This is a genomic window from Pseudomonas lurida (genome assembly GCF_002563895.1).
GTDB classification, from domain to species: Bacteria; Pseudomonadota; Gammaproteobacteria; order Pseudomonadales; family Pseudomonadaceae; genus Aquipseudomonas; species Aquipseudomonas lurida.
Genome location: NZ_PDJB01000001.1, coordinates 3,830,929 through 3,854,776, shown reverse-complemented (window position 1 = coordinate 3,854,776; position 23,848 = coordinate 3,830,929). Strand labels below are relative to the sequence as shown.

The following is a 23,848-nucleotide window of genomic DNA, read 5'->3' as shown; positions in this document are numbered from 1 at the left end:
CACTCGGCTAGAAGGCGTAAATGGCGCTCATGATACCGGGTCGCGCGCAGGTTGCGGGCCGGCCTGCTGCAATTGGCCCAGACGGCTGGCCGTTCGCGCGAGGTCGATGGCCTGGCCGCCCAAGGCAACATCGAGCGGCCGTTCGCCGATCAATACCAGCTGTTTGTCCCGGTCATAAAGCACATCCACCAGGTTGATAAAGCGCTGCTGCACGGCAATCGGGCACTCCGCCAACAGTGGCAGGCCGTCGATGATCCAGTGGTCGTAGTCCTGGCATAGCAGCAGGTAGTCCATCACCGCCGTCAGCTGTTCGCACAGGTCGTTGAAGGTGAAGGCAACGCTGCGTCCCGTGTGGCCGCGGCACATCAAGGTCCGGTGGCCGACGGCCAAGGGTAGGGCGGGGCAGCCCGCAGCGGGAAGACCCAGTGCCACTCGCTGGCTTGCGGTTCCCGGCCATACGTACCGACCGCGGGTAAAGCGTTGTTCGCTTTGGGCCTGGGGCAGGCTGCGAAAGTCTTGGGGCGAGCTGACTTCCAGCACCTCCATGCGCGCGGCGATCAGGTCGATTACCGGCTTGAAGCGCTCGTGGTACAGCGGGTTGGGTAGCAAGCCTTGGGGCGCATAGTTAGACGTCACCAGCACCAGCACACCGCGCTCGAACAGAGCCTTGAACAGCCGCGTGATCAGCATGGCGTCGCCGATATCGTGGACATGGTATTCGTCGAAACACAGCACCCGGCAGTCTGTCAGCAGTTCATCGAGGGTCACGGCCAGGGCATCGTCCTGGTCGCGATGCTTGAACATACCGCGATGCAGTTGGGCGAAAAAGTCATGGAAGTGCACGCGTTGCTTCTCGGCAATCGGCAACGCCTGGAAAAAGCCATCCAGCAGCCAGCTCTTGCCACGCCCCACCGGCCCGTGCAGGTAGAGGCTGCGGGCGGGCTGGCCGGCGAGCAGGTGCTGGGTTTCCTGGGACAGGGCTGCAATGGCTCGGGTTTGGCCGGTGCTGAGGGTGTAACCCTGTTGCTCGGCCTTTTGCTGAAAGAACGCGGGGATGGGCGAGGCGTCAAGGGTCTCGGTTTTGTTACCGAGCAGGCGACGGATCAGGGAAAGCGCGGCCAATGCAAGTCACTCTGTATTTCAGTGGTCGCTTACTTTAGGGCGCTCGTTGCGTTTTGACCAATAGATAAGGGCGCGACGCGCTATCTCGAAAAAGCATGTCACGGATGCACGCCTGTCCAGACTGGCAGTTTCTCGGCAAGTGTCTACCCTCCTACACAGGAGTCACCCCTGTACAAGGAGTTGGGGCAGTGAAGGGACGAGCAGTATTGGCAGTCATGGGCGCGATGCTCTGCAGCACGGCTTACGGTGCACAGCTCCAGGTGGAGGTGCGTATCGACGTGCAGCGGGGCTGCCAGCTGGTGGGCACTACCCGCAGCGCTGGCATCGAGCAACTTGGCGTATTGGATTTCGGCAGCGGCCCGCGTCTGGATGACCCGGCCGGGCCCCTGAGTGCGGCGCTGATCAGCCAGCGCCAGCCGCGCCTGGAGTGCAACCCCGACACGCCTTACCAGGTACGCGTCGACGGCGGCTTGCATGGCGGCACTGGTGAAGTGCGCTATCTCAGCGCCACCTCGTCAACCAAACCCATTCCCTATCGCATCTACGCCGACGCCGCGCGGCGCGTGCCCTTGCCGGTGGACGTGCCACTCAGCGGCAGGGTGCCGGACGCCGGTTTCGTCGACCTGCCGCTCTATGGCCGGATCGAGCCTCTCAAGGACATTCCCGCCGTCGGCCGCTACACCGACCTGCTCAAGGTGACGGTGACATGGTAAGCCGTTGCCTGGCCCTGGTGGCCATGGGCGGCCTGCTGGTGCTGGCAGATGACGCGCAGGCGGCTGCCGCCAGCGGGCTGATCCAGGCTCGGCTGGTGATCACTGCCAGTTGCGAAGTGAGCAAAGGCATTGAGAGCGCGCCGGTCAACCCCACGGGCGGCACGGCGATGCTCGACTTCGGCAGCCAGGGTCCGACCTGGAGCAACCCGCTCGGCGCTGGCATCACCGACGGTGACAAGGCGCCCTTGGCGGTGTCCTGCAACCCCTCGGTCTCGAGCTTCACCGTGACCATCGATGGCGGCACCAACGCCGACGGCACCACCCGGCGCCTGAGCAATGGACGCCAGATGATTCCTTATCGACTGTCCGCCGACCCGCAGGGGCGCAGCACCTACAGCATCGGGCAGCAACGCAATTTTGTCGTGGCCAGGGGCACCCAGATACCGATCCCGGTATTCGGCTCCGTGGTGGCAAATACCAGTGCCTTACCGGCAGGGATCTACACCGACACGTTGACGGTGACACTGGACTGGTAACTCAAGAGGATGAAAACCATGCATGTACTTGTTTCGCGATTAGGCGTCTGTGCGCTGGGGCTGGCGATGGCTTCCAGCCTCAACGCCGCCACCACGGTGACCGGGCAGATCACCTCCAGCCTGATATTGATCGCCAGCTGCCAGGTGAACGGCTCCGGGGCGGCCACCGGCCTGAACTTCGGTTCCTTGAATTTTGGTACCACCAACAGCCTGTTCACCAACGCCGATGCCCAGTTGCTGGGCGGTACCGGCACCGGTGGGGCGTTGTCGATCCTGTGCTCCAGCGGCACCACGCCAGCGGTCAAGGTGCGCGCCGGCGCCCATGACGGCGCTTCCCCGGGTGGCAGTCGCGCATTGGCCGACGGTGCGGGCAACTTCGTGCCCTACGACTTCTACACCGACAGCGGCCACTCCGCGCTGCTGGCGATTGACGGGGTGATCACCCTCGCCACCAGTACCGGCGTGGCACAGACCGTCAACCTCTACGGTCGGGCAGTGGGCAAGGCGGGGCTGCCGGCGGGCACCTACACCGACACTGTGGCCGTGGAACTGACGTTCTAGCGATGTGGCTCAGAGCGTTGCTGGCTTGTGGGCTGGCGGTGCCGCTGCCGTTGTCGGCAGTGACCAGCCAGAGCTTCCAGGTGAGCGCGACCATCACCCCCGGCTGCCTGATTGTGGGCGGTGGCTCCAATTATGGCGCACTGACCTACGGCAGCTACTCGGCCCTGGCCACCAACACAGTCACGGCAGCGCTGACGGGGGGCGTCACGTTGCAATGCACGCCGGGGGTGGCGCTGAGCATGAGCGTCGACGGCGGGCTGCACAGCAGCACCGGGCGCAATTTGCAGCTCAACAGCGGCAGCGCGCGCGTGGCTTACCAGTTGTTTCGGGATGCGGCGTTCAGCCAGAGCCTGGGGATAGGCCAGAGCGTCAACGTGGCCTACAGCGATGCGAACACCATCAGCTTGCCGATCTATGGGCGGGTGCAATTGCCGGGCAATCAGCCTGGGGGGACATACAGCGACACGCTGCAGGTGCAGCTGACGTGGTAAGGCTATTGGTATAAGGAGTGGGGTTATGCGTTCACCTTCCCGGCGGCTGTGGGCCGCGGGTCTTGCCTTGAGTGCTGCATGCACGGCGGGGTTTGTGCAGGCGGCCAGCTCAGTGCTGATCTGGCCCATCGACCCGGTGCTGGAGGCCGATCAACAGGCCAGCGCGTTGTGGTTGGAAAACCGCGGGACCGAAACTGCAAGCCTGCAGATTCGCGTATTCGCCTGGAGCCAGAGCGGTTTCGACGAGCAATACCAGAACCAGCGCGATGTGATCGGGAGCCCACCCGTGGCACGGATCGAGCCAGGGCAAAAACAACTGGTACGCCTGACCCGCACCCGCGAAGTGCCGCCAGGGCAAGAGCTGGCCTACCGCATCATCATCGATGAAATCCCTTCGCCCTTGCAGGTGCCCACGCCGCCAGAGGGCAAGAACACCGCGGCAGCGATCCGCTTTCAGATGCGTTATTCAGTGCCTCTGTTTGCCTACGGCGCGGGCCTGTGGAGCAAGGAAGACAGCACACGCCAGCGCGACCCCAAGGGCGCCGGCAAACCGGACTTGAGCTGGCACACCGTCACGGTGGCGGGGCGCCAATACCTCGAAGTGCGCAACCAGGGCGCCGTGCATGCGCGCCTCACCGATGCGGCGTTCAAACAGGGTGGGCAGACGCGGCCCTTGGTCGACGGCTTGCTGGGCTATGTACTGCCCGGCGCGACCATGCGCTGGCCGGTACCGGATGGGCTGTCGTCCGACCAGCCACTTCAGGTCAGGGTCAACGGTGCGCCGCAGTTGGAGAGCCTCGCGCCGCAACGGTAACAAGCGTGTAGCGGGGCAGGATAGCCCCGGGTTTTAAACGGATGGAGATGTCCATTGAAGGACACAATGCCATGGTGAGTCGTGGTCGGGCTCGTGGTATATGGCTGTCGGTGGTAAGCGGGCTGGGCGGCGCAATGATTGCGCTTCCGGGCGTGGCTGGCGACCTGCCACCGCCCCCGAGCAGTATGGAGGCTGTCGCTGATGCACAGTTGTTTCTGGAACTGGTGGTCAACCAGATGGACACCGGTCGCGTTATTGCGGTCGATCAACGGGCCGGGCAACTCTTTGTGCCGGCCAGTGCGTTGCAGGACGTGGGCATGAAGCTGCCGGGTGAGCCGAGTGGCAGTGTGGCGCTGGACAAGATTCCTGGCCTGCACAGCGATTACGACAGCAACGGCCAGCGCCTGCTGCTGGATGTGCCGCCGTCGTGGTTGCAGGAACAATTCATCGGCAACCGCAACACCTATCCGCGTACCCAGGCGATGAGCAGCTTCGGCGCCTTGCTCAACTATGACCTGTATTTCAACGACACCGACGAAGGCGGCAGCTACCTCGCCGCCTGGAACGAAGTGCGGTTGTTCGACAGCTGGGGCACCTTGTCCACTACCGGCCAGCACCGCCAGACCCTGGCCGATGGCGTCAGCAGCAGTACCTTCACCAACGGCTACCGGCGCTATGACACCACTTGGCGTTTCTCCGATGATGAGCGGCTGCTGACCTATGAGGCCGGTGACGTGATCAGCGGCGCCTTGCCCTGGAGCAGCTCGGTGCGCCTGGGTGGCGTGCAGTTTTCCCGGGACTTCGCGGTGCGTCCGGACCTGGTGACTTACCCCTTGCCGCAGTTTGCGGGTGAGGCAGCGGTGCCGTCGTCGGTAGACCTGTTCATCAATGGCTACAAATCTGAGAGCGCGCTGCTGCAACCGGGGCCTTACACCCTGACCAATGTGCCGTTTATCAATGGCGCGGGCGAAGCCGTGGTGGTGACCACTGATGCCCTCGGTCGTCAGGTGTCGACCACGGTACCGTTCTATGTGACCAGCACCCTGCTGCAAGAAGGCCTGACGGATTTTTCGGTGGCCGCCGGTTCCTTGCGCCGTGAATACGCCCTGAAGGATTTCGCCTATGGCCCCGGCGTGGCCAGCGGCACCTTCCGTTATGGTTATTCCGACAACCTGACCCTGGAAAGCCATGCCGAAGCCTCCAGTGACCTGACCCTGGGCGGCGTGGGTGGCAACCTGCGGCTGGGCAATTTCGGCGTACTCAATACCGCTGTCAGCCAAAGCCGGTTCGAAGGCCGTAGTGGCCAGCAACTGAGCCTGGGCTATCAATACAACAGCACGCGCTACAGCCTGTCCTATCAGCGGGTGGAGCGTCACGCCGAATACGCCGACCTGACCCTGGTCGACACGCCTTACGCCAGCCTCAGTAAACGCAGCGAGCAGGTGACCCTGAGCCTTAACCTGGAACGTTTCGGCAGCCTGGGCGTGGGGTATTTCGACGTACAGGCGGCGGACGATTCGCGTACGCGCCTGCTCAACCTGAGCTGGAGCAAGCCGCTGTGGCGCAATACCAGTTTCTACCTGTCGGCCAACCGCGAGATTGGTGACAGCAATTGGGCGATGCAGGCGCAACTGGTGATCCCGTTTGATCTCAACGGCAGCCTGGCCTTGAGCGCCGAGCGCAGCAAGGACGGCGCCAGTCGCCAACGCCTCAACTACAGCCACGCTGTGCCCAGCGAAGGCGGGGTGGGCTACAACCTCGGTTATGCCCAGGGCGATGGCCCGGCCTACCGGCAGGCTGACCTGACGTGGCGCTTGCAGTCGGTGCAGTTGCAGGCCGGCGTCTATGGCAGCAGCGACGCCGAGACACGGTGGGCGGATGCCAGCGGCTCGCTGGTGTGGATGGGGGGCGACGCCTTTGCCGCCAACCGCATCAACGATGCCTTCGTGGTGGTGAGTACCCAGGGCTTCGCCGGGATCCCGGTGCGCTACGAGAACCAACTGGTGGGCGAAACCGACCGCAATGGCCACCTGCTGGTGCCATGGAGCAGCGCGTATTACCGTGCCAAGTATGAAATCGATCCGTTGAACCTGCCGCTCAACGTGCAGAGCCCGAATGTGGAACAGCGGGTATCAGTGCGGCGCGGCAGCGGTTACCTGCTCGAATTCCCCCTGCGCCGGGTGCTCGCGGCCAGCGTCACCCTGGTGGACACCCAGCATCAGGAATTGCCCCTGGGCAGCCTGGTGGTGCACGAGCAAAGTCACCAGCAGGCGGTGGTCGGCTGGGATGGCCTGGTGTACCTGGAAAACCTCTCGGCGCATAACACCTTGCAGGTCACGCAGGGTGAAGGGCGTACCTGCCAGGCGCGATTCGATATCGACGAGCAGCAACAGGGCGTGCCGTTGATCGGGCCGTTGGTGTGCCAATGAGAGGGATCGGGTGGCTGGCTGCCGTGGGGGTAATGTTGTCGGGCCAGGCCATGGCGCTGTGTTCGGTGGTCACCACGGCGCCGGCGAGTTTTGGCTCGATCAGTTCGATGACGGTGCGCACGGCGGCGCAGGCCAGTTCGACGGCCAACTCAGGGTTGAGCTGCACCTCGGCATTGATTTCGGTGCTGGTGTCCTCCGACCATTTCTACGCGACGATTACCTCATCCAAGACCGGGATGGTCGGGCCTACCGGCGATGTTATCGGCTATACGATCTACGGCAGCAACAGCACCAGCTTTCCGATAGCCCGGGGGGCGCAGTTTGATTTTGGCGGGGCGGGGGGCATTGCCCAGAGCATCGGGTTGATCGCAGGGCCTGGAGTGAAAACCGTGCCGCTGTACGTGAGCAGCATCACCGGCAGCAACGTCGCTGCGGGGCTGTACACCGAGACCTTGAACATCGCCTGGAACTGGAACTACTGCTCGGGCATCGGCATTGGTGGTATCTGCCTGGGCCGCGACGTAGGCAGCGGCACGGCGGCGTTGACCGTGAGCATGACCGTCACCAATGACTGCCAGATCACGGCGCCCAACATCAGCTTTGGCAGTGCCCCGGTAATCAGTGGCTTCACCACGGTGAGCGGGCAGGCGAGTATCTCCTGCACCAAGGGCAGTGCCTACAACGTGGGGCTGAGCGACGGCCAGAACGCCGTCGGCGTAGGCGGGCGGCGGCGGATGATTTCAGGCGGTAACTACTTGGCCTACGACATCTTCAAAAGTGCGGGTACCACGCGCTGGGGCAGTGTGGGGGCGGCGCGCCGCGACAGCTCCACGGCCGAGGTCAATCCCGGCAATGGCCTGGGCATCGGCAGCCAGGTGTTCAACTACAACGCCAGGATCTACAGCGACCAGAGCACGCCGCCCGCCGGCACCTACCTCGACAACGTAGTACTCGACGTGGGTTTCTAGAACGTCTGCATCGCCGGGGCGGGCTGATTCACCGGGCTGACCACCGCATAATTGTAGCCAGCGCCGGACCAGTATTGGGCCTGCAATCCATCCGCACTGCGGCTGCCACGGGGCAGGAAGCCGTTTTCCGGGCCTGGTGGGCGGATGTAGAAACTGATGCGCCGCCCTTGCGGGTCTTCGTACAGCACCATGGCCGCGGCGCCTTGCTCGGTAGTGAGCAACCGCCCGCTGACTGGCGTAAACCCGGATGCGCTCAAGTCAGGCAGGCGATGCGCCTGGTTGAAGTAGCGATCGAGCCAGGCCTGCATTGTGCCGCCACCCTCGCCCTTGTAGTCGGCGGGCATGATGCCGTCCTGGGCAAACAAGCGGAACGCCTGCATCGCATCGGCCATCGGCAATTGGGCTGGCTGTGTGGCTTCACGGGCGTGCCAGCCAGCGAGGCCGCCGAAGCTGACGGCAATCAGCAACACCGCCGCGCTGGCGAGGTGGCGGCGCGATTGACGCTTGATACGCTGGCGAATCAGCGCCGGGTCCAGGTCAGGGTTGGCCGGCTGTTGCAGGGCACCCCCCAACGCGGCGCGCAGCAGCTGCGCGTCGTGCTGCCAGGCGTGGACCTGGGCTGCGACGTCGGGGTGGGCCGCCAAATAGGTTTCAAGCGCACGGCGATCACTTTCCAGCAGTTGGTGGTCGACGTAGGCATGCAAATCGCGTTCGCTGGGGGGCAGGCTGATCATTTGAGTATCCGCAGGGAAGGGCTGGCAATCTCGCCATCACTGAGTTGGCGCAGGGCTTGGCGCGCCCGGGACAGGCGCGACATCACGGTACCGATGGGCACCTCAAGAATCTCGGCGACTTCCTTGTAGCTTAAACCTTCGACCGAGACCCACAGCAGCAGCGCGCGTTGCTCGGTGTTGAGTTGATCGAAGGCTTGCAGGGTCGACTGGGCGATCACTGTGCGCTCCGCCGACGGCTGCGCATCGTCGCGCCCGGTGAAGAATTCCAGCATGCGTGCATAGCGTCGGGTGCGGCGGTGGGCATCAAGGAACTGCCGGTAGAGGATCGAGAACAGCCAGGCGCGTAGGTCGCCTTCGACGCGTTTATCGGCCCAACTGATGATCCCCCGCTCCAGGGTCGACTGCACCAGGTCGTCCGCACTGCTGGCGTTACGGGTCAGGGACACGGCAAAGCGCCGCAGCCTGGGGATGAGTTCACGTAACTGTTCGTCGAGTTCATGCATGGGCATCGGGCTGTTTACTACGCTGGGACTAGAGAGACGTGCGGCGTCGAAGGTTATTCCCCGCGTTGGGAAATAAATCCAGGGCCGGGGAATAGAGCCGATCGGCGTTCGTCTTAATGCTCCGACCTAATGTTCATCCCTAAGGGCTTTGGCCCTGGAGTTTCTTCATGGTAGATCACTCATCACCGCCCCGTCCCCCGCTGAGCACGGCAAGCCTTATCGCGCGCCTGGCGGGTATCGGTGCCGTGGTTGCGGTTGTGGCGGGGGCATTTGCCTACGTCAATGGCACCCTCGACCCACAGCGCCTGCGCCCGAAAACCCTGGTCAACGCCCTGGAAGCCAGTAATGGCGTGCACCCCGGCTTCCGCCGTAACCATGCCAAGGGTGTGTGTGTCGCAGGGTATTTCGAGAGCAGTCCCGAAGCCCGTGCCTACTCCAGCGCCCAGGTGTTCACCGAGGCCAAGACCCCGCTGATCGGCCGGTTTGCCTTGCCCAGCGGCAACCCCTATGCGCCGGACAGCAGTGTGCCGATCCGTAGTTTTGCCGTGCAATTGAGCCAGGCCAACGGCCAGCAGTGGCGCACCGGCATGAACAGCATGCCGGTGTTCCCGGTGGGCACACCCGAAGCGTTCTACCAGTTGCTCAAGGCCGGCGCACCGGACCCTGCCACCGGCAAGCCGAACCCGGCGAGCATGCCCGCGTTTTTTGCCGCCCACCCCGAGTCCGCGCCGTTTTTGGCCTGGGTCAAGACCGCCAAGCCGTCTGCCAGTTATGCGACTGAAACGTACAACGGTATCAACGCGTTTTATCTGGTGGGCGCCGATGGCAAGCGCCAGGCCGTGCGTTGGGGCGTCGTGCCCCAGAGTCAGGATGCGGCGGGGGATGCCGCGCCGGCGGGGAGTGACTTCCTCGAAAAAGACCTGGTGCAGCGCCTGGCAGCCGGGCCGCTGCGCTGGCAGTTGAACATGACGCTAGCCAACCCCGGCGACCCGCTGGACGATGCGAGCAAGGCCTGGACCGGCGAGCATAAGGTCATCAACGCCGGCACCCTGGTCGTGCAAAGCAGCCAGCCGCAAGCGGACGGTGATTGCCGCGATATCAACTTCGACCCGCTGATTCTGCCCCGTGGCATCGAAGCCTCCAATGACCCCTTGCTGGCAGCACGTTCTGCGGCGTATGCCAGTTCTTATCTGCGCCGCGCCGGCGAAGTCAGCTCGTTGCACAGCGCCCCTCAGGAGTCGAAGCCATGAATGCCCAACCACGGTTTTTCGCGCCCCTGGCGCGCCTGCTGCACTGGCTGATGGCGCTGATGGTCATCGCCATGCTGTTCATCGGCGCGGGCCTGGCGGCCTCTGTCTCAGAACGGCATGAATGGTTGATCCACCTGCACAAGCCGCTGGGCATCGCGATCCTGGCCTTGGTGATCGTGCGGCTGGTGGTGCGCTTCTCCACACGCCAACCGCCGTTGCCCAGCGACTTGCCGCTTTGGCAAGTGTTGGCAGCCAAGGCCTCCCACTTGGTGCTGTATGCCTTGATGCTGGTATTGCCGCTGCTGGGCTGGGCGATGATTTCGGCGGCGGGTGACCCGGTGATGCTCAGCAGCTCGGTGCAATTGCCGGCGCTGGTGGGCGCGAATGCACCGTTGTTCGCGGTGCTGCGCAAGGCCCATGGGTTTTTGGCGTACCTGCTGTTCCTGACGGTGTTGTTGCACCTGGCGGCGGCGCTGTTCCATGGGTTGATCCGGCGCGATGGCGTGTTGCAGAGCATGACCGGCAGCAAGCGCGTGTAGGAACAGGCTTGCCGGCGATGGCGCCCTTCAAAGCCATGCAGTCATCAAGGGCCTCATCGCCGACAAGCCGGTTACCGCAGCGTTAGCGTAGGGTCGTCACGATGTCAGCGACCGTACTCAATACGTCCTTGCCCAGCTGCTTGGAGCGTTCACCTGACCAGCCGGTTTTCGCGTTAGGCGCGTCGTCGTTGTCCTTGAATGGCATTTCAAGGGTCAGGGACAGGCAGTCGTATTTCTGGCCTACCGCGTTGCACGCCAGCGTCATGTTGGCCTGGCCCGGCAGGTCGCGGGTGTAGCCATGGGTGGTCTGGAAGTCACGGGTCAGGCTGCTCAAGTGGCTGCGGAAGTGCTTTTCCAGCGCCTCGATACGCGGGGTATAGCCGGGGTTGCCTTCGCAGCCGGCCGTGAAGACGTAGGGGATTTCTTCGTCGCCGTGAACATCAAGGAACAGGTCGACGCCGTACGTTTCCATCTGTTGTTGTACGAACAGTACTTCCGGGCTGATCTCCTGGCTGGCGCTCTGCCAGGCGCGGTTAAGGTCCTGGCCCATGGCGTTGGTGCGCAGGTGGCCGTGGAAGGCACCGTCCGGGTTCATGTTGGGCACCAGGTACAGGTCGGCGACTTTCAGTAGTTTTTTCATCTCGTCGTCGCCGTCTTGTTGCAGGCGTTCGATGATGCCTTCCATGAACCATTCGGCCATGTGCTCGCCAGGATGCTGTTGGGCGATGATCCAGATCTTGCGTCGGCCCTCGCCACCCTTGCCACGCCGTAGCAGCTGGATATCTCGGCCTTCGACGCTTTTCCCGGTCGCCAGCAACTGGGTGTCAGCGCGACTCAGGGCCTGCTCGATCAGCCAGTCGTGGCGTTCGCGGCTGTAGGGTTCGAAATAGGCAAACCAGGCTTGTTTCTCGCGGGTCTCAAGGCTGATATGCAGGATTTCCCCATCAAAGCGCGAGGGCACCCTGAACCAGTTGATATGGTCGTAGGACGCTACCGCGTTGTAGCCGCTCCACGCGTGTGGGTAAGACGACTTGCCAGCATTGCTCAGGCGAAAGGTGTGGGTGTGGCCCACGTGCATGCCTTCGGCCTTGAAGTGGAACCACTGGAAGTGTGCACTGCGCGTATCGGGTTCGATTGCCAGCAGCAACTGATAGGAGTCATGGGCATCCAGTACCTGGATATTGCCACTGTCGAAGTCGGTGCTGATCCTGATGGACGTCAAGGCCACGGTCATAGTCTGGTTGCCTGAATATGAGTGTTGTGGCGGCTATATTACACAGGAGTCTGGTAAAGGCTGGATGCAAAATTGTTGCGCGGGGGAGGGGGGCGTCATCCGTGACGCCGCAGCAGCTTAGAATCTATGAGATTGATTCTCAAGCGCTATTTCGCAAAGATCTGGGCTAGAGCGTCCGCCTGGCTTTCTTTTAGCGATGGTCTTTTGCTACCATGCGCGCCATCGAGCAACACACAGTCTTCATTAGCCTGAAGCCATGCCAGGAAAACTGGCAAAAAAAAGACCCGGCCAAAGAGCCGGGTCAAAAACCGTGATTAGCCTGATGAGGAGATATTCCAAGAGTCCGACCTAAGGTCCCTTGGTCTATCGACTGATCTCGCGATCAGCTGGGTCCAATAATAATCATTATCATTTGCAAGTCAAATGTTTTTATCCACGAGATAGAAATTTTTTTTCTTCGCGCCTGTTAGCCGTTCGCCTGAGCCTCTGGCACCTGCAACGAACGCTCCACCATCGCTTTCGCCATATCGATCAAATACACCACTGAAAACGCCAGGTCCCGATGACTGCCCTGATGGCTGCTCGCTGATTCATACGCCGTGGCCGCTGCGCTGCGCAACAGATCGGAGGCATGCACCAGGGCTTCTTCCTGGCTGATGCCTGGCTTGATGGCAAACAGCGTCCCATCAGGGACTGATGCCGACATATCTTCTTTCAAGTAAAAGTCCAACGCACGCTGGGCGGCGCCGCTGCTGCGCAGGTCGTGCAGTTCGGCGTCTTCAGGGATTTCGGGCAGGAGATACGGGCTTGTCGTCATAAGGGGCGGTACTCTGGGTGGGTGTCGAAAACCTTATGTCCGATGATAGTACGTATCGTATTTATGTCGTTTTATGGATTACTACAAACTGTTTATTGCCCTGAAACCTGCGTGACGTATCGTCAGCCCCCATGGATAACTGGATCGCGTTGGTCAGGGCCAACATGGAAGACCGCAAGGTCACGCAGGGTGAACTGGCGGAGCGCCTGGGCATGTCCCAGGGCGGCGTTGGCCATTGGCTCAACAAACGCCGTGCGCCGAGCCTGGTGGACATGAACCGGGTGCTGGCAGCGCTGGGGCTGGGGTACCTGGAAGTTGCGCTGGATATTCGCGAGCGTGCCAATCAAGCGCCCCCGCGAAAAAACTACAACCCGTATTTCCGTTACCCGGTCAGCGATTGGAAAAGGCTGTGCGAAGTTCGCGAAGAGCGAGCGGCCTACGGCGCAGCCCGCTTCGAATTGACGGATTATCAGGCCCATGGCGACGCGTTCTGGCTGCCGGTCACGGGCGACGCCATGACTGCGCCCAGCGGCCTGAGCGTCAGTGCGGGAATGATGATCCTGGTCGACCCGGCCATTGCCGCCGAACCCGGCAGACTGGTGGTTGCCCAGTGGGCAGAGCGTCCCCAGGCGACCTTTCGCCAGTTGCTGGAAGAGGGCGGCCAGCGCTACTTGGTGCCGCTCAATCCCACCTATCCGAAACAGTTGTTGACCGCCGATTGTCGAGTTCTTGGTGTGGTCGTGCAGGCTACGGCAAAGTTTTAACCCGCCGTTTCGAGTTCCACCAACGCGCAACCTTCCGCGACCATTTCGCCTTCCTGGCAGAACAGTGCCTTGACCACCCCGGCCTGGGGTGCGCGGATGCTGTGTTCCATCTTCATCGCTTCCAGCACCACCAGTTGCGTGCCGGCCTCCACCTGCTGGCCCACCTCTACCAGTACTCGCACAATGCTGCCGTTCATAGGCGCTGTCAGGCCGCCCTGGTGAGACTGGCTGGCCTCGACGGCTGCAATCGGGTCGAAGAGCGTCACGCCTTGCATCTCGCCATCCCAACGCAGATAAACCGTGTGGCCATGACGCACCGCCAGATGGCTGCGGCGCACGCCCTGTTGCTCGATCAGCAACTGTTCACCCCGCAACGTTGGCGTCTCTGGGCCCAATGTCACCAGTCGATCCTGGCCATTGCAGCACAAATGCAGCGAAACCTCGGCTGGCAGGCCGGCACGAAACCCCCGCGTGTCCGCCCAAGGTCCATCACCCGGCGGCAAGCTCTGGATGTAGGCCGCCGCTGCGGCTTGCCAGAATTCATCGCTGAGTGCTCCCGGTGCTGGCAGCAGCTCTTCCTGGTAACGCGGAATGAACCCGGTATCCAACTCGGCCGCCGCAAACGCAGGGTGCCCGATGATGCGCCGCAAAAAGCTCAGGTTGGTCTTGAGCCCGCCCACGGCAAACTCGTCGAGCATGCCCAACAACCGCAGTCGCGCCTGTTCCCGGTCCTCGCCCCAGGCGATCAGCTTGCCGAGCATGGGGTCGTAGAACGGCGATACGCTGTCGCCTTGCTCCACACCGCTGTCCACGCGGCGCCCCGGCCCCGGGGTGGATTCGCGGTACAGCGTCAGGTGCCCGGTGGCCGGCAAGAAATCATTGGCCGGGTCCTCGGCATACAGGCGCACTTCAATCGCATGGCCGATCAGCGGCACCTGCTCCTGGGTGATCGGCAGCGCCTCGCCCTGGGCGACGCGAATCTGCCAAGCCACCAGGTCCAGCCCGGTAATCGCTTCGGTCACCGGGTGCTCCACCTGCAGCCGCGTGTTCATCTCCATGAAGAAGAACTCGCCGCGCGCATCGAGCAAAAACTCCACGGTGCCGGCCCCGACATAGCCGATGGCCTGGGCTGCGCGCACGGCGGCTTCGCCCATGGCCCTGCGTTGTTCCACGCTCAACCCCGGCGCAGGCGCTTCCTCGACCACTTTTTGGTGACGACGCTGGATCGAGCAGTCCCGTTCATTGAGGTACAGGCAATGCCCATGCTTGTCGGCAAACACCTGGATCTCCACGTGGCGAGGCTTGAGCAGGTACTTTTCCACCAGCATCTGCCCATTGCCGAAGGACGACAGCGCTTCACGTTGGGCCGACGCGAGAGCTTCGGCCAATTGGCTGACGTCCTCGACCACCTTCATGCCTTTGCCGCCGCCACCGGCCGTGGCCTTGAGCAGCACGGGGTAGCCGATGCGCTCGCAGGCGGCGCGGAAGGTTTCCAGGTCCTGGGCTGCGCCGTGGTAACCCGGCACCAGGGGCACGCCTGCGGTTTCCATCAGCGCCTTGGCGGCCGATTTGCTGCCCATGGCATCAATCGCGCAGGCGGGCGGGCCGAGGAAGATCAAGCCGGCTGCTTCAATCGCGCGGGCAAACCCTGCGTTTTCCGACAAAAAGCCATAACCTGGATGAATCGCCTGGGCGCCACTGGCCTGGGCGGCGGCGATCAATTTGTCGATTTGCAAGTAGCTGTCGGTGGCCTTGCTGCCACCCAGGTCGACACGAATATCCGCCTCACGGCTATGGCGTGCATCGCGGTCAGTGGCGCTGTGCACTGCCACAGTGGTCAGGCCCATGGCCTTGGCGGTGCGCATCACCCGACAGGCAATCTCGCCCCGGTTGGCCACCAGCAGTGTCGTCAATGTGCTCATGAACGCGGCTCCTGGGGCTGCCAACTCGGTGGACGTTTCTGCAGGAAGGCGCGCAAGCCTTCCTGGCCCTCGGCGCTGACGCGAATGCGCGCAATGGCATTTTCGCAATAGCGGCGCAGGGCCGGGGTGAGGGCGCCGTGGCCCACTTCGCGGAGCAAGTCCTTGCTGGCACGCATCGCCGCCGGGCTGTTGTGCAGCAGGTTGGCGATCCACTGTTCCACCTGATGGTCCAGCTCGCCAAGGGGGTAACTTTCCGCCAACAAACCGATATCGCGCGCGCGTTGGCCGCCAAAACGCTCGGCGGTCAGGGCATAACGCCGCGCCGCGCGTTCGCCAATGGCTTGCACCACGAACGGGCTGATCACCGCCGGCGCCAGGCCGATGCGCACTTCCGACAGGCAGAATTGCGCGTCATCCGCGCCAATCGCCATATCGCAGCAACTGATCAAGCCCAGCGCGCCACCGTAGGCCGCGCCTTGCACCACCGCGAGGGTGGGGATCTTCAGCTTGGCCAGGTTGTACATCAGCTCCGCCAGTTCGCGGGCATCGTCCAGGTTGGTGTGGTAGTCCAGTTCGGCCGACTGCTGCATCCAGGCCAGGTCGGCCCCGGCGCTGAAGTGCTTGCCGCGCCCACGCAGGACGAGAAAGCGCAGGGACGGATCGCCCTGCACCTGATCGAGGGCGATGATCAGTTCGCGGATCATTTCGGCATTGAACGCGTTGTTCTTGGCTTCACGACTGAGCCACAGCGTGGCGAAGCCACGGCTGTCGGTAATCAGTTCGAGGGTGTTGAAATCGCTCATGGGGTACAGCTCCATTTACATGCGGAACACGCCGAAGCGGCTCGGCTCGATAGGGGCATTCAGCGACGCGGACAACGCCAGCGCGAGCACGTCACGGGTCTGCAACGGGTCAATCACACCGTCATCCCACAGGCGTGCGCTGGAGTAGTAGGGGTGACCCTGGGTCTCGTACTGGTCGAGGATCGGCTGCTTGATCGCCGCCTCCTCTTCGGCGCTGAACCCCACGCCGGCGCGTTCAGCCTGCTCGCGCTTGACCTGCACCAGCACGCCGGCCGCCTGTTCGGCACCCATCACGCCAATGCGTGCGTTCGGCCACATCCATAGGAAGCGCGGGTCATAGGCGCGGCCGCACATGCCGTAGTTGCCGGCGCCAAAGCTGCCGCCGATGATCACCGTGAACTTCGGCACCTTGGCGCAGGCCACTGCCGTGACCAGCTTGGCACCGTGCTTGGCGATGCCGCCGGCTTCGTATTTCTGGCCGACCATGAAACCGGTGATGTTTTGCAGGAATAGCAAAGGAATGCCGCGCTGGCAGGCCAACTCGATAAAGTGCGCGCCTTTTTGCGCCGCCTCAGCGAACAGAATCCCATTGTTGGCCAGGATCGCGATCGGGTAGCCGTGCAAGTGCGCAAAACCGCACACCAGCGTGGTGCCAAACAGGGCCTTGAACTCATCGAACACCGAACCGTCCACCAGGCGCGCGATCACTTCACGCACATCAAACGGCTGCTTGGCGTCGGCGGGGATCACGCCGTACAACTCTTCGCTGCTGTACAACGGCGCCACCGGCGGGCGTTGCCGTAACTCACCCTGCTTGCGCCAATTGAGGTTGGCCACGCTGCGCCGCGCCAACGCCAGCGCGTGTTCATCGCTGTCGGCATAGTGGTCGGCCACACCGGAGACCTTGCAGTGCACATCGGCACCGCCGAGGTCTTCGGCACTCACCACTTCACCGGTCGCGGCCTTCACCAGGGGTGGCCCGGCGAGGAAGATGGTGGCCTGGTTGCGCACCATGATCGCTTCGTCGGCCATCGCCGGCACATACGCGCCGCCTGCGGTGCACGAGCCCATCACCACGGCGATCTGCGGGATGCCCTGGGCGCTCATGTTGGCCTGGTTGAAGAAGATCCGCCCGAAGTGCTCGCGGTCCGGAAACACTTCGTCCTGGCGCGGCAGGTTGGCACCGCCGGAGTCCACCAGGTAGATGCATGGCAGGCGGTTCTGCTCGGCGATGGTCTGGGCGCGCAGGTGTTTTTTCACCGTGAGCGGGTAGTAGGAGCCGCCTTTCACCGTGGCGTCGTTGGCGACGATCATGCATTCGACGCCTTCCACGCAGCCGATTCCGGCGATCACCCCGGCGGCCGGCACGTCTTCGCCGTACACCTGGTGGGCGGCCAGTTGGCTGAGTTCAAGGAACGGCGAGCCTGGGTCGAGCAAACGGTTGATACGCTCGCGAGGCAACAGTTTGCCGCGCGAAGTGTGCCGTTCCTGGGCCTTGGCGCCGCCGCCTTGTTGCACATGGGCAAGCAGGGTCTGGAGGGCGTCGACCTGTTGGCGCATCGCCGCGCTATTGGCGGCAAACTCCGCCGAGCGCGGGTTGAGCTGGGTGTGCAAGGTGGCCATGGGGCGCTCCTTCAGCGGGTTTCGTTGAAGAGTTCGCGACCGATCAGCATCCGGCGAATTTCACTGGTGCCGGCGCCGATTTCATACAACTTGGCGTCGCGCAGCAGGCGCCCGGCCGGAAATTCGTTGATGTAGCCATTGCCACCGAGGATCTGGATCGCGTCGAGCGCCATTTGCGTGGCGCGTTCGGCGCTGTAGAGAATCACCCCGGCCGCATCCTTGCGCGTGGTCTCGCCACGCTCGCACGCCTGGGCCACCGCGTAGAGGTAGGCGCGGCTGGCGTTGAGCTGGGTGTACATGTCGGCGACCTTGCCCTGGATCAGCTGGAATTCGCCGATGCTCTGGCCAAACTGCTTACGGTCGTGGATGTAGGGAACGATCAGGTCCATGCACGCCTGCATGATCCCGGTAGGGCCGCCGGACAGCACCACGCGCTCATAGTCGAGGCCGCTCATCAGCACTTTCACGCCACCATTGAGCGCGCCGAGGATATTTTCCTCCGGCACTTCCACGTCGTCGAAGAACAGTTCGCAGGTGTTGGAGCCACGCATGCCCAGCTTGTCGAACTTGTTGCTGCGGCTGAAGCCTTTCCAGTCGCGCTCGACGATGAACGCGGTAATGCCGTGCGGGCCCTTTTCCAGGTCGGTCTTGGCGTAGATCACATAGGTGCTGGCATCGGGGCCATTGGTGATCCAGGTCTTGCTCCCGTTGAGCACGTAATGGTCGCCGCGTTTATCCGCGCGCAGCTTCATCGAGACCACATCGGAACCGGCGTTCGGCTCGCTCATGGCCAGGGCGCCGACGTGCTCGCCGCTGATGAGTGCGGGCAGGTACTTGAGTTTCTGCTCGTGGTTGCCGTTGCGGTTGATCTGGTTCACACACAGGTTGGAGTGCGCGCCGTAGGACAACGCCACCGACGCCGAGCCCCGGCTGATCTCTTCCATGGCCACCACGTGGGCCAGGTAACCCAGGCCGGCGCCGCCGTATTCTTCCGGCACGGTGATGCCCAGCAAGCCCATGTCGCCGAATTTGCGCCACAGGTCGGCGGGAAACAGGTTGTCGATGTCGATCTGGGCCGCGCGGGGCGCGATTTCCTTGCTCACGAAGGACTGCACCTGGTCGCGCAGCATGTCGATGGTTTCACCGAGGGCGAAGTTCAGGGACGGGTAACTCATGGACAGGCACCTTAATGTGAGCTTTGTTGTTGTGTGGAGGGCGCCAGGGGAGGGCGCTCACCTTTACGTTAACGTAAACTTGCGTTACGGCGCTGTCAATCGTAGTTTACGTTTACGTCAACCTACAAAAAAGACAACAGGGGTCGTTATGGATCAACCGAATCAGAGCTACAGCCGTGGCGCTCAGGACAAGACCTTGCTGGCCATGACCATTGGCCAGGCCTTCGATCGAACCGTCGCACTCCATCCCGATGGCGAGGCCCTGGTGGTGCGTCACCAGCAGCGCCGCTACACCTGGCGGCAGCTGGCTGAAACGGTGGACCTGCACGCGCGTGCCTTTCTTGCCCTGGGCATGCAGGCTGGCGACCGGCTGGGGATCTGGGCACCCAATTGCGCCGAGTGGTGCATCAGCCAGATCGCCAGCGCCAAGCTCGGCGTGATCCTGGTCAATATCAACCCGGCGTATCGCAGCAGTGAACTGGAGTACGTGCTCAAGCAGTCCGGCTGCCAATGGCTGGTCTGCGCCGGGTCGTTCAAGACCTCCGACTACCATGGGATGCTGCAGGCACTGAACCCCGACCTGCGCGGCATGATCAGCCTCGACCCCAGCCCACCCCCGGGATTCCTGCCCTGGACGCAGCTCTCGGCGCTCGGGGCAGGCATTGCGCCCGACAAACTCCACACCCGCCAGGCCAACCTGCACTTCGACCAGGCCGTCAACATCCAATACACCTCCGGCACCACCGGATTTCCGAAGGGCGCCACCCTCAGTCACCACAACATCCTTAACAACGGCTACATGGTCGGCGAAAGCCTGGGCCTGACCGCGCAAGACCGCCTGGTGATCCCGGTGCCGCTGTATCACTGCTTCGGCATGGTCATGGGCAACCTGGGCTGCATCACCCATGGCACCACCATGATCTATCCCAATGACGGCTTCGATCCGCTATTGACGCTCACCGCCGTCGCCGAAGAACGCGCCACCGGCCTGTATGGCGTGCCCACCATGTTCATCGCCATGCTCGATCACCTACGGCTGGGTGACTTCGACCTGTCCACCCTGCGCACCGGCATCATGGCCGGCGCCACGTGCCCCATCGAGGTGATGCGGCGCGTGATCAGCGAGATGCACATGAACGAGGTGCAGATTGCCTACGGCATGACTGAAACCAGCCCGGTGTCCTTGCAAACCGGGGCGGATGACGATCTGGAGCGCCGCGTGACCACCGTCGGGCGCACCCAGCCGCAATTGGAAAACAAGATCATCGACGCCGATGGCAATACGGTTGCGCACGGTGAAATCGGTGAGTTGTGCACCCGTGGCTACAGCGTGATGCTCGGCTACTGGGACAACCCGGACGCCACCCGCGAGGCCATCGACGACGCCGGCTGGATGCACACCGGCGACCTGGCGAGCATGGACGCCCACGGTTACGTATGTATCGCCGGGCGCAATAAGGACATGATCATTCGCGGCGGCGAGAACGTGTATCCGCGTGAGCTGGAGGAGTTCTTCTTCACTCATCCGGCGGTGGCGGATGTGCAGGTTATCGGCATTCCGGATGAGCGTTACGGCGAAGCCATCGTCGCCTGGGTCAAGTTCCATCCAGGCCATGTGGCCAATGAGCTTGAGCTGCAAACCTGGTGCAAGGGCCGCATCGCACACTTCAAGACGCCCAAGCATTTCAAGTTCGTGGATGAGTTTCCGATGACCGTGACGGGCAAGATCCAGAAATTCCGCATGCGCGAAATCAGCATCGAGGAGCTGCGAACGCAGGAGTGACTGGCTGCCTGGTGTCTATTTGTGGGCGCAGGCAAGCCAGCGCTCACATTGAATGGCAGCGTGTCAGGTGAATTGTCAAAACCCGGGAAGCACAAAGGGGACCCGAAGGTCCCCTTTAATTTGTCGTTGCGTGCTCTTTTTTTATTATTGAGGGGCGGTCTATTGTTGTTTTTAGCAACCGTTTCCCTTTACCGCTGTTTTTAGCGACCCCCATCCGGGGTCAAGAGCAAACGTATTTTTTTGAGCGCTGACCTGCTTCTTCGTTATCGATCCAACCAGTGGGTAGCTACCTGAGGTAGTTTTATTTTTCTCTAACCGGTTGCGGGTTTCGGCACGCCGTACCCTGCGAAGCACATCTTCTCCAAAAAAATCTGTTAGCTGCGTCTCTGCCGTGTTGTTTTTGTTATGTCAGAGTCGTTTCGTCTTATTTTTATTAGGTTTGGCGCTTTTTATTCTTGTTATGCCATAGAGATAGCAGAAGCCGTGCCAACTTTTAAAAACCCTGTAAAATCAACAAGATAAATTTTATGTAGGAAATGGCCTACGGCAAATACGACAAAATATGTTCCCGTGTTACTCGATGTGTAGGCGTGCGGTAACACATTGTCACGGCTACGCTACTCAACCGGCGTTACGGGCCTTCGCCACCCGTGAGCCGGTAGGTCGGCCCAACACGTTGCTGATTTGCTGGCCTGCGCCAATCAATGCCTGCAGGTCGATACCGGTATGGATGCCCAGGCCGTTGAGCAGGTACAACACATCTTCCGTGGCGACGTTACCGCTGGCGCCCTTGGCGTAGGGGCAGCCACCGAGGCCCGCGATAGAGCTGTCGAACACCGTGATCCCTTCCAGCAGGCTGGCGTAGATATTGGCGATGGCCTGGCCATAGGTGTCATGGAAGTGCCCCGCCAGCCTGTCCCGAGGCACCTGCGCCCCGACCACCTCGAACAGCCGCCGCGTGGCGCCTGCCGTGCCGGTGCCGATGGTGTCGCCGAGGGACACCTCATAGCAGCCCATGGCATGCAACTCCCGCGCGACCGCCGCCACTTGCTCCGGCGCGATCTCGCCTTCATACGGGCAACCCAGCACGCACGACACATAGCCACGCACGTTCACCCCGTGCTGCCTGGCCGCCGCCATGATCGGCGCAAAACGCGCCAGGCTGTCACTGATGGAACAGTTGATATTGCGCTGGGAAAACGCCTCGGACGCGGCCGCAAACACCGCAACTTCCTTGACGCCGGCCGCCAATGCGTCCTCAAAACCTCGCAGGTTTGGCGCCAGGGCTCCATAGGTCACGCCGGGCTTGCGCTGGATCTGCGCGAAAACCTCCGCCGAACCGGCCATTTGTGGCACCCACTTGGGCGAGACAAAGCTGCCGACCTCGATATAGCTCAGGCCGGCAGCGCTGAGCGCGTCGACCAAGTGGACCTTGTCCGCCACGCTGATGGGTTGGGCCTCGTTCTGCAGGCCGTCGCGCGGGCCGACTTCCACCAGCCGTACGTGTGAGGGGAGGGACATGGCAGTTACCTTCTGATCAGTGGCCAGCCTGGCGCATGGTATGGGCCAGGGCCTGGGTGCAGCGCTCTTCGGCGGTGTCCAGTTCCAGCTTCATTTGTTCGATATCCAGCAGTTGCTGTTCCAACTGCTCACGGCGCTCGGCGATTTTTGCCAGCATGCTGTTGAGTTGGACGTGGTTACCACTGCTTGGGTCGTAGAGTTCGATCAGCTCGCGGCATTCGGCCAGGGAAAACCCGATGCGCTTGCCGCGCAGGATCAGCTTGAGGCTGACCTTGTCGCGCGCCGAGTAGATGCGCTCCTGGCCCCGGCGCTCCGGGGCCAGCAGGCCTTGCTCTTCATAAAATCGAATGGCGCGGGTGGTGATGTCGAGCTCGCGGGCGAGGTCGGAGATGCTGTAGGTCGTGCTCATGGGGGCGCTCAAGAAGGTCTTGGCGTTAAGCTAATGGCAGGTTGACGTAAACGTCAAGGGCGCGCGCTCACTGCTTGCCATCCAACTTCTTCTCGTGGGCCGTCACCTGCTGGCACAACTCAATCATCTGCTCGCGCATCCAGCGGTTGGCCGGGTCCTGGTCGGTGCTTTCGTGCCAGTACAGGTGGGTTTCAACCGGCGGCACATCGTTGACCGGCAGGTTGAACCAGTGCAGTTCGTGGCGACGGGCGAAGCGCTCGGGTACGGTCATGACCATGTCGGTTTGCTGCAACACTTGCGACGCCATCAGGTAATGCTGGGAGCGCAGGGCGATCTTGCGCTGGATGCCCATCTTGCCGAGGGCCAGGTCAACGTGGCCCAGACCATTGCGGCGGCTGGAGATATGGATATGGGTCAGCGACAGGTAGTCGTCCAGGGTGAGCTTGTCCTTGCCGGCCATGGGGTGGCCCTTGCGCATGGCGCACACGTAGCGGTCTTCCATCAGCTTGACGTGGCGCACCTGCGGGTCGGTGTTCAGCGGCGCGTCCACGGCAAAATCCAGGCGCCCGGCAGCCAGCTCCTTGGTGGTCTCGCGGCGTTTGGACAGGAAACTCTCGATCACCACAGTGGGTGCCAGGCGGCGCAGGCGCTGGAACAGCAGCGGCAGGATCACGGCCTCGGTGAGGTCGGTCATGCTGATGCGGTAGGTCTTGGCCGCCTGTTGCGGGTTGAAGATGCGGCTTTCCTGTACCGACACCCGCAGCAACGACAGCGCATTGCGCACCGGGCCGATGATGTTCTGCGCCATCGGGGTGGGCACCATGCCTTGGGCGGTGCGCACGAACAGGGGGTCGTTGAAGGTTTCGCGCAGTCGGGCCAGAGCGTTGGACACCGCCGGTTGGGTGATGCCGACAATCTGCCCGGCGCGGGTCAGGTTGGCTTCGGTGTAGATCGCGTCAAAGACGATAAACAGGTTGAGGTCGACCTTGCTCAGATTCATTTCGTTGCGCTCTTATTGTTAGGTGGCCATACGTCGATCATATATCGGTGATGAATGTTAATACACGCCGAGAATAGGCTAGGTAAATTATCAGCGCTGTTCTAGCATCGATTGCATGACCTAAACAACCTCTCAGA

23 protein-coding genes are annotated in these 23,848 nt (G+C 62.4%); 11 read left to right on the top strand and 12 right to left on the bottom strand.

What is annotated here, in order from left to right:
* Positions 1-27: 27 nt before the first annotated feature.
* A complete protein-coding gene (gene zapE, locus ATH90_RS17395) occupies positions 28-1,122 on the bottom strand; it encodes a cell division protein ZapE (RefSeq protein WP_098466875.1) in 1,095 nt (364 codons plus the stop codon).
* A 215-nt stretch (positions 1,123-1,337) separates the two neighbouring features.
* Here zapE and ATH90_RS17390 point away from each other — a divergent pair, with 215 nt between their 5' ends.
* The 7 genes from ATH90_RS17390 to ATH90_RS17360 all read left to right on the top strand — a co-directional run bounded on the left by ATH90_RS17390 (position 1,338) and on the right by ATH90_RS17360 (position 7,634).
* On the top strand, positions 1,338-1,835 hold the full coding sequence (locus tag ATH90_RS17390) for a Csu type fimbrial protein (protein WP_052211139.1): 498 nt from the start codon (positions 1,338-1,340) through the stop codon (positions 1,833-1,835).
* Positions 1,829-2,371, top strand: a complete 543-nt coding sequence (locus ATH90_RS17385) for a Csu type fimbrial protein (RefSeq protein WP_098466874.1) — start codon at positions 1,829-1,831, stop codon at positions 2,369-2,371. Before ATH90_RS17390 ends, ATH90_RS17385 begins: the two co-directional genes overlap by 7 nt.
* A gap of 18 nt (positions 2,372-2,389) precedes the next feature.
* Positions 2,390-2,932 (top strand): Csu type fimbrial protein, encoded by a 543-nt coding sequence (locus ATH90_RS17380; protein ID WP_034107216.1) that lies wholly within the window; start codon positions 2,390-2,392, stop codon positions 2,930-2,932.
* A gap of 2 nt (positions 2,933-2,934) precedes the next feature.
* Positions 2,935-3,423, top strand: a complete 489-nt coding sequence (locus ATH90_RS17375; RefSeq protein WP_034107215.1) for a Csu type fimbrial protein — start codon at positions 2,935-2,937, stop codon at positions 3,421-3,423.
* Positions 3,424-3,448: 25 nt separating this feature from the next.
* Positions 3,449-4,237: a fimbrial biogenesis chaperone gene (locus ATH90_RS17370; protein WP_034107213.1), complete on the top strand. Its 789-nt coding sequence runs from the start codon at positions 3,449-3,451 to the stop codon at positions 4,235-4,237.
* A gap of 71 nt (positions 4,238-4,308) precedes the next feature.
* Positions 4,309-6,666: a fimbria/pilus outer membrane usher protein gene (locus tag ATH90_RS17365; protein ID WP_098467693.1), complete on the top strand. Its 2,358-nt coding sequence runs from the start codon at positions 4,309-4,311 to the stop codon at positions 6,664-6,666.
* Positions 6,663-7,634, top strand: a complete 972-nt coding sequence (locus tag ATH90_RS17360) for a Csu type fimbrial protein (protein ID WP_034107211.1) — start codon at positions 6,663-6,665, stop codon at positions 7,632-7,634. Before ATH90_RS17365 ends, ATH90_RS17360 begins: the two co-directional genes overlap by 4 nt.
* Here the strand turns inward: ATH90_RS17360 and ATH90_RS17355 are convergent.
* Complete coding sequence (locus ATH90_RS17355) at positions 7,631-8,368, bottom strand: anti-sigma factor family protein (protein WP_034107209.1); 738 nt, start codon at positions 8,366-8,368, stop codon at positions 7,631-7,633. The two genes, ATH90_RS17360 and ATH90_RS17355, sit on opposite strands and share 4 nt — an antisense overlap.
* Entirely contained in the window at positions 8,365-8,871 is a 507-nt protein-coding gene (locus ATH90_RS17350; protein ID WP_034108452.1) for a sigma-70 family RNA polymerase sigma factor, read from the bottom strand. Before ATH90_RS17350 ends, ATH90_RS17355 begins: the two co-directional genes overlap by 4 nt.
* A gap of 167 nt (positions 8,872-9,038) precedes the next feature.
* Here ATH90_RS17350 and ATH90_RS17345 point away from each other — a divergent pair, with 167 nt between their 5' ends.
* Both ATH90_RS17345 and ATH90_RS17340 read left to right on the top strand, forming a co-directional pair.
* A complete protein-coding gene (locus ATH90_RS17345) occupies positions 9,039-10,121 on the top strand; it encodes a catalase family peroxidase (RefSeq protein WP_098466873.1) in 1,083 nt (360 codons plus the stop codon).
* Positions 10,118-10,660: a cytochrome b gene (locus ATH90_RS17340; protein ID WP_034107205.1), complete on the top strand. Its 543-nt coding sequence runs from the start codon at positions 10,118-10,120 to the stop codon at positions 10,658-10,660. The genes ATH90_RS17345 and ATH90_RS17340 overlap by 4 nt, the downstream gene beginning before the upstream one ends.
* An 82-nt stretch (positions 10,661-10,742) precedes the next feature.
* Here ATH90_RS17340 and ATH90_RS17335 read toward each other — a convergent pair whose 3' ends face one another.
* Both ATH90_RS17335 and ATH90_RS17330 read right to left on the bottom strand, forming a co-directional pair.
* Positions 10,743-11,894: a M14 family metallopeptidase gene (locus tag ATH90_RS17335; protein WP_034107203.1), complete on the bottom strand. Its 1,152-nt coding sequence runs from the start codon at positions 11,892-11,894 to the stop codon at positions 10,743-10,745.
* A gap of 466 nt (positions 11,895-12,360) precedes the next feature.
* Positions 12,361-12,711, bottom strand: a complete 351-nt coding sequence (locus tag ATH90_RS17330; RefSeq protein WP_034107201.1) for a DUF6124 family protein — start codon at positions 12,709-12,711, stop codon at positions 12,361-12,363.
* Between the two features lie 131 nt (positions 12,712-12,842).
* Here ATH90_RS17330 and ATH90_RS17325 point away from each other — a divergent pair, with 131 nt between their 5' ends.
* On the top strand, positions 12,843-13,475 hold the full coding sequence (locus tag ATH90_RS17325) for a LexA family protein (protein WP_098466872.1): 633 nt from the start codon (positions 12,843-12,845) through the stop codon (positions 13,473-13,475).
* Here the strand turns inward: ATH90_RS17325 and ATH90_RS17320 are convergent.
* The 4 genes from ATH90_RS17320 to ATH90_RS17305 are packed head-to-tail and all read right to left on the bottom strand — an operon-like array spanning position 13,472 to position 18,998.
* Positions 13,472-15,397: an acetyl/propionyl/methylcrotonyl-CoA carboxylase subunit alpha gene (locus tag ATH90_RS17320; protein WP_034107196.1), complete on the bottom strand. Its 1,926-nt coding sequence runs from the start codon at positions 15,395-15,397 to the stop codon at positions 13,472-13,474. The two genes, ATH90_RS17325 and ATH90_RS17320, sit on opposite strands and share 4 nt — an antisense overlap.
* A complete protein-coding gene (locus tag ATH90_RS17315; protein WP_098466871.1) occupies positions 15,394-16,200 on the bottom strand; it encodes a gamma-carboxygeranoyl-CoA hydratase in 807 nt (268 codons plus the stop codon). Before ATH90_RS17315 ends, ATH90_RS17320 begins: the two co-directional genes overlap by 4 nt.
* Positions 16,201-16,215: 15 nt before the next feature.
* Complete coding sequence (locus ATH90_RS17310; protein ID WP_069077741.1) at positions 16,216-17,823, bottom strand: carboxyl transferase domain-containing protein; 1,608 nt, start codon at positions 17,821-17,823, stop codon at positions 16,216-16,218.
* Positions 17,824-17,834: 11 nt separating this feature from the next.
* A complete protein-coding gene (locus ATH90_RS17305) occupies positions 17,835-18,998 on the bottom strand; it encodes an isovaleryl-CoA dehydrogenase (RefSeq protein WP_034107190.1) in 1,164 nt (387 codons plus the stop codon).
* Positions 18,999-19,146: 148 nt separating this feature from the next.
* Here ATH90_RS17305 and ATH90_RS17300 point away from each other — a divergent pair, with 148 nt between their 5' ends.
* Entirely contained in the window at positions 19,147-20,781 is a 1,635-nt protein-coding gene (locus tag ATH90_RS17300; protein ID WP_098466870.1) for an AMP-binding protein, read from the top strand.
* Positions 20,782-21,402: 621 nt separating this feature from the next.
* On the opposite strand, the gene ATH90_RS17295 is transcribed toward ATH90_RS17300, so the two are convergent.
* The 3 genes from ATH90_RS17295 to ATH90_RS17285 form a co-directional block, all read right to left on the bottom strand.
* A complete protein-coding gene (locus tag ATH90_RS17295) occupies positions 21,403-22,302 on the bottom strand; it encodes a hydroxymethylglutaryl-CoA lyase (RefSeq protein ID WP_034107186.1) in 900 nt (299 codons plus the stop codon).
* A 16-nt stretch (positions 22,303-22,318) separates the two neighbouring features.
* Positions 22,319-22,711: a MerR family transcriptional regulator gene (locus ATH90_RS17290; RefSeq protein ID WP_034107184.1), complete on the bottom strand. Its 393-nt coding sequence runs from the start codon at positions 22,709-22,711 to the stop codon at positions 22,319-22,321.
* Positions 22,712-22,778: 67 nt separating this feature from the next.
* Positions 22,779-23,711, bottom strand: coding sequence for a LysR family transcriptional regulator (locus tag ATH90_RS17285; protein WP_034107182.1), 933 nt, complete (start codon positions 23,709-23,711; stop codon positions 22,779-22,781).
* Between the last annotated feature and the right edge of the window lie 137 nt (positions 23,712-23,848).